The organism is Tenacibaculum sp. SSH1-16 (genome assembly GCF_040104435.1).
Lineage (GTDB): Bacteria > Bacteroidota > Bacteroidia > Flavobacteriales > Flavobacteriaceae > Polaribacter > Polaribacter mesophilus.
In genome coordinates this window covers 158,392-172,667 of the sequence record NZ_JBECOV010000004.1, presented here as the reverse complement: position 1 = coordinate 172,667, position 14,276 = coordinate 158,392, and the positions used below count along the sequence as shown (strand labels likewise).

The 14,276-nt window shown below is 29.6% G+C and carries 16 protein-coding genes; 7 read left to right on the top strand and 9 right to left on the bottom strand.

The genetic code is table 11. The annotated features are described in order from the left end of the window. Positions 1-15: 15 nt before the first annotated feature. The 6 genes from ABMY20_RS07545 to ABMY20_RS07520 all read left to right on the top strand — a co-directional run bounded on the left by ABMY20_RS07545 (position 16) and on the right by ABMY20_RS07520 (position 4,666). Positions 16-333, top strand: coding sequence for a hypothetical protein (locus tag ABMY20_RS07545; RefSeq protein ID WP_073181312.1), 318 nt, complete (start codon positions 16-18; stop codon positions 331-333). Continuing rightward, positions 302-1,243, top strand: a complete 942-nt coding sequence (locus ABMY20_RS07540) for an FAD:protein FMN transferase (protein ID WP_349264990.1) — start codon at positions 302-304, stop codon at positions 1,241-1,243. Before ABMY20_RS07545 ends, ABMY20_RS07540 begins: the two co-directional genes overlap by 32 nt. Then, complete coding sequence (gene rsxC, locus ABMY20_RS07535; RefSeq protein ID WP_159492496.1) at positions 1,240-2,496, top strand: electron transport complex subunit RsxC; 1,257 nt, start codon at positions 1,240-1,242, stop codon at positions 2,494-2,496. Before ABMY20_RS07540 ends, rsxC begins: the two co-directional genes overlap by 4 nt. Beyond that, positions 2,493-3,584, top strand: a complete 1,092-nt coding sequence (locus ABMY20_RS07530; RefSeq protein WP_349264989.1) for an RnfABCDGE type electron transport complex subunit D — start codon at positions 2,493-2,495, stop codon at positions 3,582-3,584. The genes rsxC and ABMY20_RS07530 overlap by 4 nt, the downstream gene beginning before the upstream one ends. A 5-nt stretch (positions 3,585-3,589) precedes the next feature. Further along, positions 3,590-4,237: a nitroreductase gene (locus tag ABMY20_RS07525; RefSeq protein WP_159492498.1), complete on the top strand. Its 648-nt coding sequence runs from the start codon at positions 3,590-3,592 to the stop codon at positions 4,235-4,237. 153 nt (positions 4,238-4,390) lie between these two features. Next, entirely contained in the window at positions 4,391-4,666 is a 276-nt protein-coding gene (locus tag ABMY20_RS07520) for a hypothetical protein (RefSeq protein WP_047789310.1), read from the top strand. A 66-nt stretch (positions 4,667-4,732) separates the two neighbouring features. Here the strand turns inward: ABMY20_RS07520 and ABMY20_RS07515 are convergent, their stop codons facing one another. From ABMY20_RS07515 to ABMY20_RS07505, 3 genes are all read right to left on the bottom strand, one after another. Further along, positions 4,733-5,656 carry an AraC family transcriptional regulator gene (locus ABMY20_RS07515; protein ID WP_349264988.1) on the bottom strand — a complete coding sequence of 308 codons (924 nt, stop codon included), beginning with the start codon at positions 5,654-5,656 and terminating at the stop codon, positions 4,733-4,735. A 399-nt stretch (positions 5,657-6,055) separates the two neighbouring features. Beyond that, a complete protein-coding gene (locus ABMY20_RS07510) occupies positions 6,056-6,364 on the bottom strand; it encodes a hypothetical protein (protein ID WP_047789311.1) in 309 nt (102 codons plus the stop codon). Next, entirely contained in the window at positions 6,351-7,664 is a 1,314-nt protein-coding gene (locus tag ABMY20_RS07505; RefSeq protein WP_047789312.1) for an NAD(P)/FAD-dependent oxidoreductase, read from the bottom strand. Before ABMY20_RS07505 ends, ABMY20_RS07510 begins: the two co-directional genes overlap by 14 nt. Positions 7,665-7,777: 113 nt before the next feature. Here ABMY20_RS07505 and ABMY20_RS07500 point away from each other — a divergent pair, with 113 nt between their 5' ends. Further along, positions 7,778-8,212 (top strand): hypothetical protein, encoded by a 435-nt coding sequence (locus tag ABMY20_RS07500; RefSeq protein WP_047789313.1) that lies wholly within the window; start codon positions 7,778-7,780, stop codon positions 8,210-8,212. Here the strand turns inward: ABMY20_RS07500 and ABMY20_RS07495 are convergent. The 6 genes from ABMY20_RS07495 to ABMY20_RS07470 all read right to left on the bottom strand — a co-directional run bounded on the left by ABMY20_RS07495 (position 8,207) and on the right by ABMY20_RS07470 (position 14,248). After that, entirely contained in the window at positions 8,207-8,734 is a 528-nt protein-coding gene (locus ABMY20_RS07495) for a hypothetical protein (protein ID WP_047789314.1), read from the bottom strand. The two genes, ABMY20_RS07500 and ABMY20_RS07495, sit on opposite strands and share 6 nt — an antisense overlap. Beyond that, positions 8,735-9,157, bottom strand: coding sequence for a secondary thiamine-phosphate synthase enzyme YjbQ (locus tag ABMY20_RS07490; protein ID WP_047789315.1), 423 nt, complete (start codon positions 9,155-9,157; stop codon positions 8,735-8,737). Positions 9,158-9,166: 9 nt separating this feature from the next. Further along, entirely contained in the window at positions 9,167-9,916 is a 750-nt protein-coding gene (locus ABMY20_RS07485) for a LytTR family DNA-binding domain-containing protein (protein ID WP_047789316.1), read from the bottom strand. A gap of 2 nt (positions 9,917-9,918) precedes the next feature. Beyond that, a complete protein-coding gene (locus ABMY20_RS07480) occupies positions 9,919-10,671 on the bottom strand; it encodes a histidine kinase (protein WP_349264987.1) in 753 nt (250 codons plus the stop codon). A 386-nt stretch (positions 10,672-11,057) separates the two neighbouring features. Then, positions 11,058-12,833: a hypothetical protein gene (locus ABMY20_RS07475; RefSeq protein WP_349264986.1), complete on the bottom strand. Its 1,776-nt coding sequence runs from the start codon at positions 12,831-12,833 to the stop codon at positions 11,058-11,060. Between the two features lie 89 nt (positions 12,834-12,922). Continuing rightward, on the bottom strand, positions 12,923-14,248 hold the full coding sequence (locus ABMY20_RS07470) for a hypothetical protein (protein ID WP_349264985.1): 1,326 nt from the start codon (positions 14,246-14,248) through the stop codon (positions 12,923-12,925). Between the last annotated feature and the right edge of the window lie 28 nt (positions 14,249-14,276).

Below are 14,276 nucleotides of genomic sequence, written 5' to 3'. Positions count from 1 at the left end.
GTTTACATATAATCTATGAATTTTAAGCATATAATACTTTACCTTCTTGGCATTAGTTTATTACTTTTTGGTAATCGTAATTTATGGGATAAGTGGCAAGAATCTCGAGAAAAATATAAACGAGAAAAAGCACTTGCTACTGTTAATGACAATGTTGAAAAACGTTTTGAAACTCAAAAAATCACCTACGACACCATTACAAAAACATGGAAAAATTCTAATTTTTATTTTCAAACAATAAATTTAGGAAATGTAAACTTCAAAGCTTTACGAAAAAAAGGACGAACAACTATAGAATTGGATGGAGATGAAAATGCCTCAAGTAGCCAGTAAAGCCTATATTACACAAACCCGGTTTTTATTTCATTGTCATATTAAAATTAAAATTCCTGCAAATTATCCAGAAACTTTGTTAGAGGATTGTTTCTCTTTATTAGAAACAGTAGATAGCACCTACAATTCGTATCAAAAAGGTTCTTATTTTAATCAAATTAATACCAATGCAGGTTATTGGGTTACGGTTGATAATGTTACAATTAATTTACTAAAGCAAACCATAAAAATAGCAGAAATAACAAATGGAAGTTATGATATTTCTGCTATGCCCTTAATACGTTTATGGGGATTTTATAAGGAAAAACCTACTCAACCCCCTACAGAAACAGCAATAGTAAGATGTTTAAAACAAGTAAATTATAAAAACATTCAAATACATGGTAATCATGTAAAAATAGCACCACAACAAGAGTTAATTACGGGATCGTTTATAAAAGCCTATGCTGTAGATCAACTTGTAGCCTTTTTAAAAAACAAAGGTGTTACAGATGCTATTATAAATGCTGGTGGTAGTACTATTTATGGCTTATCAGATAACACACACACACAATGGTATATTAAAATACCACATCCTAATTTAGATAATAACTTTAAACGCTTGTCGATACAAAATACTTGCTTTTCATTATCATCTACTCAAACTCAGTTTTTAGAAATTAATGGTAAAAAATATAGTCATATTATAAATGCACAAACCGGATTTCCCTCGCAAAACTTACAAGTTGGTTTATGTTCAAAATCGGCATGTTTAGGCGATATGATTTCTACAGCCTTATTTGGGGCAGACATATCTCAATTTAAAACTATAGTGTCTCAACTTCAAAAAATATTTGATTTTGAAGTCTATATTATAGACCACCAAATGCAACTACATTCGCAATATTTTAAACCCTTTTTAAGCTTATGATGCATATTCCATCATTAAAATCGAAAACAAAATCAAAAACAATAAAAACACTTGCGACTCCAAAATACTTATATATGCCTTTACAAGCTTACCGAGGTAGTTTGAAGCCGTTGGTAGGTATAGGTGACAATATTTTGAAACATCAAAAAATCGCTAGTTCCGAAGGTATTTTTGCGTCATCAATACATGCACCAGTATCAGGCACTGTGATAGACATAATAAGCAATGATGGTTCATCTTATATTAAAATTGAAAATAATTTTAGGGAAGAAAAAGTTTCTAAAAAACCAATTAATATTGAAGCTTTAACAAAGGAACAAATTCTTACGTTTATAAAAGAATATGGTATTGAAGGTAGTGGTGGCGCGCGTTTTCCTTCTGCAACAAAATATCAAACCAATACGCAATCTATATCGTATTTTTTAATTAATGGTGCCGAGTGCGAACCTTATTTGAGTGCAGATTATGCGGTTATGCAACAAGACGCAGAAGCATTAATTAAAGCCATTAAAGTTGTACAAAAAGTAATTAAAGCTAAACACATTATTTTTGGTATTGAAAAACAACACAAAGAATTAAAATCTCATTTGCAAAATGTAGCCTCTAGATTAGGCATTACAATTCAAGTAAAATTATTACCTAACACTTATCCTCAAGGTGGTGAATTACAGCTTATAAAATCATTAACTAAAAAAGAAATACCAAAAGGTAGTATTCCTGCAAATCATGGTATTATGGTTAATAATGTTGGTACTTTATGGGCATTGTATCAAGCATTTTATAAACAACAACCTTATACCGAACGTATTGTTACAATTTCTGGCGAGAAGGCTGTAAACCATGGTAATTATAGAGTAGCTATTGGTACACCTTTAAATCATATTTTAGAAACATTAGGTCAACCATGGGATAACGATATGCAAACGGTTATTTTGGGAGGTCCCATGATGGGAAAGGCTGTACACCATCCAGAAACACCTATAAACAAAGGTAGTGGAGGCTTATTGACTATGCCAAACCCTAAGAACAAACGTTATAACTGTATCCAATGCGGATATTGTACCGATGTTTGTCCGCAGCGTTTAATGCCAATGGAGTTTGCGCGTCATGCTGCAAATAAAGACACTCAAAAGTTAAACGATTTTAACTTAATGGACTGTATAGAATGTGGTGCTTGTGCGTATATATGTCCTAGTGATGTGCCTTTAATGCAAAGTATTTTTTCTGGTAAAACTTTAATACAACAAGCATGAGTTTAAATCCGTATATAAAACCAAAATTTGGTAGTACTTCCGCTGTGATGTTAGATGTTATTATTGCATTGTTACCTTTATCCATTATTAGTATCATTGCGTTTGGTATGCATGCTTTAAGCTTACTGTTAGTAGCTATAGCAACTGCTTTATTTACAGAACTTGTCTGCGCGTTCTTATACACAAAAAATTATAAAAGTATTTTAGATGGCTCTGCTATTGTAACTGCTTTGTTAATGTGTTTTACAATTTCGCCAATAACACCTTGGTATATCGTTGTTTTTGGTGCTGCTGCTGCGATTATTTTTGGTAAAGTAGTTTGGGGCGGATTAGGAAAAAATAGATTTAATCCTGCATTAGTAGGACGAGAATTTATGACTACTTTCTATCCTGTAATTATGACCTCGGCAAGTATTTGGGCAACCAAAAGCTTTGTTAACACACCAAGTATTAACTTATTCTCGGGTTTAGAACATCCATTTTTGTCTCAATATTTAAACCAACTAGTTTATAATACTAGTGGAGCTATGGGAGAATATTCAATATTGGCTATTAGCTTAGGTGGACTATATTTATTATTTAAAAATAGAATATCTTGGCATATTCCGCTAGCGTTATTATCTGTATTTTTTCTTGGTTTTTGGTTAATAGATGGTGGTAAAAATTATCATTTTTCTTTAGCAGGCGTATTATTAGGTACTATTTTTATGGCTACCGATATGCCTTCTAGCCCTACCAATACCAATGGTAAACTGTATTACGGCGCTATGATTGGACTTGTAGCTTTTTTATTGCTTTTAGGCAACGTTAGTTACGAGTATATGTCTTTTTCGATTTTAATCCTTAATGGGTTTTCATACTTAATTTCACAAGCATTTAAACCTAAAGTTTGGGGTAAAAGCATAAATAGAAAAACACAAATAGAACAGCTGTTTTTTCTTACGCTAGCTATTATAGGTGTTACTTTATCTGTTATTACCCTTAACTATTATCATTTAACCGCTTACGTTGTATATCTATACATTATATATATTATTTTAAAATTTAATTTTTCATTTAGTAAAAAAATATTCAATCCAATACAGTAGTAATTATGAAGAAGTTTTTGTTTTTAGCTCTTAGTATAGCTTTATTTTCTTGTGAAGAAAAGCCCGTAGAAAAAACAACCTATTCTGGGTCACAACGCGAAGCCATTATAGACAATATTTTAACACGCCGATCTATTAGAAAATATACAGATCAACAGGTTAGTAAAGCCCAATTAGATACAGTTATGAAAAGCGCTTTATTTGCGCCAAGTGCATTGAATAAACAACCTTGGGAAGTACGCGTTATTCAGAATCAAGAATTATTAACCGAAATTAATAATCGTTTTTTAAATTACGCACAAGGCAAAGAGTTTCAAGGTAGTGCCGCACGTTATAGAGAACCTGGTTTTAGCATTTTTCATAGCGCCCCAACGCTTATTGTTATAGCTAGAAATAAAAGTAGTAATATTAGCTATTTAGATAGTGGTATTATTTTACAAAACATTTTATTAAGTGCGCATGCTATAGATTTAGGCACGTGCCCATTAGGGACTTTAGTACCAATTTTAAATCTAGAAGAAAATAAAGACATTTTAGAACTACTAAACATTCCTGAAGGTTTTGAAGTCGCTATTAATGTTGCTTTGGGGTACCCTGACGAACAACCTGTAGCACCAAAACGTTACCCAGATCGAATTAAAATTATAGAATAGATTAAAATATTTTTTATATTTGGTGTTCTCAAAATTGCTATATATTTCTTCATTATATTTTTTAGTTGTTAGTAAGATTGTTAGCAATTTTATTAAACTCATAAGTATTTTATGAATAAAAATGAAAAGAAAAATTTAATCAAAAATTAAAATATGATAGAAATATTAGCATTAGTTTTTTTAGGTAAGAAAATAGCTGAATTAGCAGGAGAAAAAGGAGAAAGCCCTAATAAATGGAGAGGTATAATGATTGGCTCTTGGTTTGGAGCAGAAATTTTGGGAATTGTAATATTTGCCTCTACAATTGGAATAGGTGATGATACTATTTTTCCTGCTGCAATGGTAGGGCTAGTTTGTGGCTTAACTAGTTATTTTGTTGTAAGAAGCATATTGACTTCTAAACCTGATGCTGTAAAGGAGTTATCTTAACAATAAAGTATAATAAAAAGGCATAACATTCTAAAGAATGTCATGCCTTTTATGTTTTACAATATTTTAGTCAACAGGTATACAAATATCTACAATACATTTTCCTTCGGGGTGTTCATTAGGGTTGTTATAAAAAATTTCATATGGATCTTGGTCAGCTTTTTTGAAACCATGTTCACTCATCCACACAAAGCTACTTTCCCATGCTTGTTGAAATTCTGACGGAGTAATTTCTAAACGAGATACTATACATTTTAATTCAGGTATTTCTTTTACACTTACTTCTCCTTCAGTTTTTATCTCTGAATTTAAAGTTAAACAAACACTCATTCTTATTTTGTCTTCATCAGTAATTTTAGGACTGTCGTGATATACCGTTAACATTCTTAAATTTTCCTGCTGCATTAACCCTTTAGGATAAGCCCACTCCATTAGCTTATGGTAAGCATTTTCTACTGCATCCATTTTTCCTTGATGTGTTAAATAGGCTACTTTTAAGGTTGGCATTTTTTTTACTTCGGTTTTAGCTTTCATTTGCATCCATTTTAAGTTTGTATTTATATTACAAATGTATTGCTCAAACTGTGTTTCTATTTTTCCATTCTTGCTTTCTGTTTTACAAATCTTGCTATATTTAGATGGACTTTCTTTTTTAAATTCAGCAGGACTCATTCCGTAAAACTTTTTAAAAGCTCTTGAGAATGATGACAAGGTTACAAAACCTACTATTTCGGATACTTCTGTAACTGTTTTATTTTTTTTATTTAGTAAAAAAGAAGCTGACTTTTCTACTCTCTTTCTCGTTATAAAATCATTAACCGTTTCTTTGGTTACGGCTTTAAAAAGCCTATGAAAATGATATGGAGAGAAGTATGCCTTTTCTGCTATTTCTTCTAAAACAAGTTTGTTATCCAAATTTCTTTCAATAAAATCAATAGCATTACTTATACGGATTACTGTTTTATTGGGTATTTTTTTAGTTGAGTTCATAACTACTTCTTATTTAGAAACACCTACTTATCAAGAATTAATTTCCTTTTCTTGCAAAATTAAAAATACAAAACCTCCAATAAAATATAAAATAACATCAAATATGTCCGCTGTATATCTTTCCATATATTTCGGTACTATAAACTCAAAAAAAAATGAATATAATGCACATATATAAACCATTACCCCTAATGGTATTTGATAATGTTTATTATTCTTACTCCATCTTAAAATATAAAGGCATATAGTTAATATTATAGGAATTATTAAAAAGTCGTTTACATAATTATTAACTAATGTAGGTAGTTTTATAATTAACTTTTGTGCTATATAAATTAGACTCCCTATTAGTATTGAAATAGCAAAATAATATGTAAGTATCTTTTGTTTCACGCTACCCTACCCTGCTGCTACCATTGCTATAAACCATGCTATTAAAGCTCCAATAGCACTCACCAATAAATATGCTGAATATAAAACCCAACCAACAATACGGTACAGCCAAAACGAATGTTTTTTTAATCGTTCTGCTAAATTAGGATTTTCTATTTCATGCTTCGCTTTTTTGAGTTCTTCTTGCTTATAAGCTGTAACTTTTTCTTCTTGTTTTTTTTCAAAAGAAATTAATGTATTACAGTTTTTACAGTAATCTCTATTTTTATTGAAAACTCCACAGTTAGGACACTTAATATTTCTAGTGATTGCCATTTTCTTGTTCTTTAAAGCTATACTTATTTTTCTTTTTATAAGGGCGAATAATTAACCTTGTTTCTCTATCAAAACGTATGTAGTTATATACCCAATTCATAAACACTACCGCTTTATTTCTAAATCCGATGAGTGAAAATAGATGTACAAACATCCATATAAACCATGCAAAAACTCCTTGAAATTTCCAACGAGATAAATCTACTACCGCTTTATTTCTTCCAATGGTTGCCATAGATCCTTTGCTGTTGTACACAAATGGTTTTTGTTTTTTGCTTTTTATTTTGGCTAAGATATTTTTACCCAATAATCGTCCTTGTTGAATCGCTGGTTGCGCCATCATTGGATGCCCTCTTTTATAAGTTTTAGTTTCCATACATGCTACATCTCCAATAGCATAAATATTATTGTAGCCTATTACTTTGTTGTATTCATCTACTTTAAATCGATTAGCTCTTTCAACTACACATTCTTCATTTAAACCATTAACAGCAGCTCCTTTTACTCCTGCTGCCCAAATAACCGTTTGTGCTTTAAAATGATCTTCTCCGTTTGTAGTAACAGTTTCTCCATCATAATCAAGTACACGAAGATTTTTCCACACATCTACTCCTAGTTTTATTAAAAAATCTTCCGCTTTTTTAGAAGCTCCATTACTCATTCCTTTTAATAGCTCTCCTGAGCTTTGAATGAGATTAATTTTCATCTGCCGAATATCTAAGTCTGGGTAATCTTTAGGTAAAATTCCTTTTTTCATTTCTGCCAAAGCTCCTGCCAACTCTACTCCTGTTGGTCCACCTCCTACAATAACAAAATTCATTAATGCTCTTCGCTTTTCTAAATCGGTTACCAATAATGCTTCTTCAAAATTCTCTAAAACCAAACTACGAATATTCAATGCCTGCGGAACTGATTTCATTTCCATAGCATACTTTTGAATATTAGTATTTCCAAAAAAGTTTGTTGTTGAACCTGTGGCTATAATCAACTCATCATACTCTAAATTTCCTATCGTAGTTTCTATATAGTTTTTCTCGGCATGTATTTGGGTTACTTTTGCTAATCTGAAGAAAAAGTTTTCTACATCATTAAATCTTTTTCTCAAAGGGAACGCTATACTGTCAGGCTCCAATCCTCCTGTGGCTACTTGATATAGTAAAGGTTGAAAAGTATGGTAATTGTGCTTATCTATTAATACTACTTGTAAATCTTGGTTTTCTAGAGCTCTTGCTACTGCCAATCCTGCAAACCCACCTCCTATAATTATTATTCGAGGAAAACTTGTTTGAGGTATGTTCATTGTTTATTAGGATTTTAAATCTAATTAGCAAATTTAACTAAAAGAGAAAGGAGTTAGTTAAAATTTATTTTTTAGTTTTACGCTCGCCCCCGTTAATCAAATCAATAACTGTCATGTTTAATTTTTTTAAAAAGAAAAAAGTAACGAGTTTAACTATTATATGTGATACTAACATTATACATGTTAATAATAAACCTCTTACATTTCCTACTAATTATAATACTTTAATTGATGTTTTAGGCAAACCTAGTAGAGAATTAAAAAAAAGTAATAATTATATTATTTGGGATACACATGGTATTTTTTGCGGTTATACTGATAGAGATAATATTTTATCCATAAATGTTTATCAAAATAAAAAAGATAGAAGTGAGTATAACACCCAAAAGCAGTTTAAAGGAAAGCTTTTTTTAAATAATGAAGAAATTACTAATAATGAGTTTGGTAAAATTCCATTAGGTAAAGTAGCTATTCACAGACTTGGTAGAGAGAGTGACACCCGTTTTGGATTTAGTCTTGGCGTTAATAGAGATTATAAAGATTTATAACTCTAATTTAACTTGCTGTAAGGTTTTGTTTGTTGTAATGAGTTTGTCAATTATTTTTCTTCTTAAAGTTTCAATATCCTCTTCATAATAACGTGCCCACTTGTATTCTTTAAACAGAGTTTGAATTTGTTTTAAACGCTGATATGCAAACTCTGAAGTCATTAAAAAATGAGCTTCTTCTGAATTATTTTGAACTCTTTTAATATTCACTTTATGCACTGTATAATCTACTTCTAAATAGAATACTTTATCAGTACTATTTAATGGATAAAAATCAGACCAATTTGCGTACCCTACATAATAATTTTGATTTTTATAGTTTTCTATTCCCTGAATCTTCCAACGACAATTGGCAACTCTACCCCAGTGATTTGAATAACGAAAAACACCCTCCGCTGTGTAATAGTAATAACTACCTGATTTACTTTGAAAATGTGCCTTCATATCATCAAAGAAATTGACATTTTGCATTTCAAACTCACAGTACGTACTTCTGTAAAAATTGAATTTATGATACTTCATTTAATTTCCAAAAGCGGTTAGTACTATTTTTCTTTTACCTCCATAATTTCTGTGCTCACCTAAGTATATTCCTTGCCAAGTTCCTAAGTTGAGATTTCCATTGGTAATTGGAATTTGTACCTGACATCCTAACATAGAACTTTTAATATGTGCTGGCATATCATCGGCACCTTCATAATCGTGTTTATAGTATGGCATATTTTCAGGAACCATTTTATTGATATGCGATTCGAAATCTATTCGAACGGTAGGATCTGCATTTTCATTAATGGTTAAACTAGCAGAAGTATGCTTTATAAATACCTGTAACTGTCCTATTTGAATATTTTCAAGCTCTGGAAGTGCTTCTAACAAAACATCTGTAATTAAGTGATAGCCTCTATTAAATGCTGGTAATTGAATTTCTTTTTGGTAAAATTGCATTTTACAAATCTAAAATACTTCTTTTATAATTTTTAGAAATTCTTGCTTTTTTGTTTTTGAAATAGGAATTGTTGTTTGATTTTGCATTAATAAAAAATCTCCGTCTTTTTTAACAAATTTTTCTAAATAATGAAGGTTTATTAAGTAAGACCTATGACATCTAAAAAATAAGTTGTTTCCCTGAAGTTGATTTTCAAAGTATGCTAGTGGTTTACAAATTAATTCTCTTTCTCTATTTGCTAAATGTACTTTTGTATACATTCCATCTGCTTCTAAGTATAAAATATCTTCATGCGAAACAAAAATAATTTCTCCTGGTACTTCTAAAGCGATTTTATGTGATGATAATGATTGAATGGCTTTTTTTAACTCTGAAAATTGTGCTGTTACCTTTTTTTGGTTAATATTAACTTTTGCTTTATTTATAGCTACTCGTAACTCTTCTCTGTCAATTGGTTTTACCAAATAATCTATTGCAGATAATTTTAGTGCTTCTAATGCGTATTGTTGATATGCTGTTGTAAAAATTAATTGAAACTCTATAGGCTCTGAAATAAAATCTAATATTTCTAAACCTGAGTACTCAGGCATTTCAATATCTAAAAAAACAATGTCTGGATTGTTTTCTTTAATTGACTTTACTCCATCTACTAAGTTATCTGCTGTAATAACATTTTTTATTTCAGGAAAAAACTCTGTAAGCATCGTTTTCATTACACTACGTGCTTTTGCCTCATCATCAATTATTAAAGCTTTCATTATTAAATTCTTTTTATTTTTAGTGTTACTATCGTTCCTGTAGCATTATTGTTTTCATCTACTTTATCCGTAAAATCTACTGAAATATCAAATAACTTTTCTTTCTTATACAACGAAACTCGCTCTTGGGTAGCGTTTACAGCAAAAGACTTATGCCCTTTTCTTTTCTTATTAATTTCTGAAGATTTTTTTCGTCCAACACCATCATCTTTTATCGTTATAATTAAAACCTTGTTAATATTTTCTTCTATTGTTATCCATAAATTTCCTCGGTCTTTCTTATGAACAAGTCCGTGTTTTATAGCATTTTCTACAAAAGGTTGTATAAACAACGGCGGAACTTCAATTTGATCTTTATTTATGTTTTTATCTACTAAGAAGTGAACCTTAAATTTATTTTCAAATCGTAATTGCTCTAATGATATATAAATCTCGAGTGAACTAAGTTCTTCTTTGAGTAGTATTACATTTACTCTACTATGATTTAAATACATTCTTATTAAACGAGAAAATTTAACTAAGTAATCACTTGCTAAATATTTCTCATTCTTCATTACATAATCTTGAATAGCTCCTAAGGAATTAAAAATAAAATGAGGGTTCATTTGTGAGCGTAAGTTTTCTAGCCTTAACTTACTTATTCTACTATCTAAAATTACCCTTTCTAGTTCTCGTTCTCCTTCCTCTTCTTTCCATTTTAATTTAATTCGGTAATATATTATTATTCCTAAAACAGATATTATAAATATTGTCACAATAAACCACCAACTTTCCCAAAAAGGCTTTTGTACAATTATTTTAACTCCTTTACTTTCTTTTCCTATACTTCCATCTAAACTTTTAGTTCTAAGTAAAAACTTATATCTTCCTGATGGAATTCCAATATATCTTACTACATCATCGTTTAACTCAGATGTTTGCCATTCTGTATTAAAACCTAAAAGTTTATATTGAAAAACATTTTTACTACTAGATTTAAATCCATTAGCATTAAAGTTAAATGTAATGTCGTTAGTTTTGTAAGGCAGTTTGTATTTTGTTTTTATTTCTTGTTCTATTCCTCCAATTTTAACATTACTTATGTAGGCTAACGGAGCTAATTTTGGTTCTATTAACTCTGGAACAGATGTGTTTATTCTACTTAAAAATTGTTACCAGGTATCCATAAATAATTATTTTGTATTACTGGAGTTTTAAATTTTATAGCACTTTTATCAGTTAAGTTTATTGTATTTATTATTTTTTTATCTGTATCGTATCGCTGTATTCCTTTTTCAGTAACAATCCATAGAAAATTGTCCTTCCCTAAAATTCCTTTTATTTGAGATTTTAACAATCCGTTTAAACAGGTTATGCTATCAGTTACTTTTCCTGCCTCTAAAGCTAAAATTTTATCTCTTGTAGTTGCCCATATTTTACCGTTAGTAGTTTGAGTGTATTCAGAAAAAATAATAGGTTTATTTTGATGATGTACTGGAATAGTTTGTAATTTATTGTTATAGGCTACTGTTCCATCAATATAAGTAACGTAAATAAGTTTGTTTTTTGAATCGTAATGAGTACTAATAGGTCTTTTGTTTTCTAAAACTATATAGTCTTTATTTCTAGAAAGTTGAGTATAAATAATAGCACGTCGATATGATAGATACACCAATGAGTCTTTATTTATTTTCGTAAAACCTTTAGCTGTGGTAAACTGATTTCCTACATTAGTAATTTTCAACTTTTTTATATCATATGTATAGCTACTGGTTCCGTTTGTGCTTATATATGCTTTTTGTAGGTTTTTATTATATTTTATTCTATTAACAGGTCGTTGATTAGATAAACTGATAATTTTATAATAATTATCTTCTGTATTGTAATCTATTAAGTTACCATTTTGAGTTCCTAATAATAATCTATTATTACCAATGGTTTCTATTGAGATAATATCTTCTTTTATTTCCACAAAACTTTTCTTCGTTATTTCTAAACTTGGCACAACGAAAATTCCATTTTGCAGTGTTGCAAGCCAATAATTATTCTCATTATCTTTTAGAACATCAGTTATATGATAATCTTTAAAAATTTGTTTAGTATTATTTACTTTGTTTTTGTTTAAAGTTATATAAATACCTTTTGATGTTAACAACCAGTTTTCTTTAAACTTTTTGGTATTATAAACTTGTGCTTTTTTAAGAGCTTCAGGAAGTTTTGTGGTAGTTATTTTTCTCGTATGTATATTAACTGAAAATATCTTTGAGTTCTCCTTTTCTACTTTAACAACAACATCATCAAACCATTCAAACATTTGAAGCTTTCCTTCATTTAAAAAGTTTTTTTCTATATCAAAATTTATTTTTTTAAAAACTGCTTGCCCACTTTCTTCATAAACTTGAGTTATAGTATTAGTTTCTTTTAAATTGTAGTAAAAAAAACCATTTTTTGTTTTTGCTATTTTAGAAATATTGGCATTTAGGTCTTTTTTTATCGACGCAGTTTTTTTATCTATTTGGTAACTTTTTCTTTGTGATATAAAGAACACATCATCATTAAAAACAATTAAGCTTGCAAATGCTCCTTTCAATTCATTTGAAAAATCTTTAAATAATTGTAGTTCTTTATTTACTACTTTATAAATATGTCCTGAAATGGTCGAACACCAAATTTGTCCTTCCTTATCTATTTGTAAGTTAAAAATACTTTTTGTGGTAGAAATAGTATTTTTAACTTGCCTAAATCTTTTACCGTTGTAATAAAACAAACCTTGCTCCCCTCCAACCCAAACTAGGTTATTTTTATCTTGTATAATATTATAATTTGCTAAAGATACTAATCCATCATCAGATGTAAATTGTGTATAAAAAGGCTCCTGTGAAAATACATTTTCAAAGAGAAAAGAAATAAAGATTAGTATATAAAAAGTTTTTTTCACAAATTTAATTTTATTACAAAAAAAGGTGGTTATGCAATAATACGCAAAACACCACCTTTTAGAACTATTCTTAACTTAAAGTCTGTATTTTAGTTTTTAGGTTTAGCATCACATTTTACATACCCTCCATAAGGAGCTCTAATACTTCCTCTGTTAATTCCATTAAAAAAAGGACTCCCATATTTTCCTCCACCTACATAATCTTTTCTTACTATAAACTGTTGCAACATACATTGCCCATCTGAATTTTTCTGTACAACAGCTCCTACAGCCCATTGATATAAAGGTACCCCTGTTACCTTATGTTTTACAGTTGACCATTTATCAGATGTCATGTATTGATATATATTTTTCATACTCATTTTACCATAATATTTATTCAATCCACTTACAGCTGCATTTTTAATTGCTGAGTTTTTATCAAAACTTCCTTTTGCTGGCATTGTTACACTATTTAACTTTGCTCCTAACCAATCTTTACGTAAGTTATCAAACTTAGCAAAAGTTGTTTGAGATGTTAATTCAGGATTTTTATAATACTTCTTAATTTTTTCTGGATTTTTTGCAGCAATTACAAACTGCTTTGGTTGAGCATTATTCATCCACTTATGACCAACGTTATCGTTTTTATGATATACCTCTGCTCCAATTAATAATACTCCTGGTTCCAATAAAAGAACATTAGCATTAGTCCATTCTGGTCCGCCTCCCATTCCAAATTGGAACTGAATATTACCTTTATCGGCAGATTTTCTATATTTTTCAGGAACCACACCATAACGTTTTTGGTTTGGTGAAAAATATGCATTTAATTGATATGATGTTGGATCATATTCAATAGAAAAGCCTTCGTAAATATCACCTGGATTGCTATCAAAATGACTTGAAGGATTTCTAACAAAGTATTGTGATAAATGGTAGTAACCAGACAGTTCCATCTTATCAGAAAAACCACCATCATAAGCAGGCATTTTTTTAAATTTCGTTCTGTTTAATACATAAATTTGATTGTCTTTAAATTTATCATTTTCACTACTTTCTATAGGTGAAGGAATTTCGCTCACAACTGTTCCTTTACTATTTTCTTTAGCTAATAAGGCTTCTTTTTCCGCTACTTGTTTTTGTTGATATTCTTTATACTTTTTAAAATAAAAATCTTGCTTTTCTTTATCGTTGGGATACTTTTTAGCTAACTCTTTCTTAAACTCTTCATCTGAATACTCATTTGTATTAGACGTTGAATTAGTATCTGAACTTGTAGTTGATTTTTCTATTGATGAAGAAGCTTTCTCTTCTATTTTTTTTGTTACTTTTTGCTTAGCTTTTTTTAACATGTTACCAAACTGAGCATTGGCTGTTTGATGAAACAAAAAACTAGCTAAGAATAAACAAACTAATATTGTATATTTTTTCATTTCTATTATTGTTTTTATGCTATTAGAA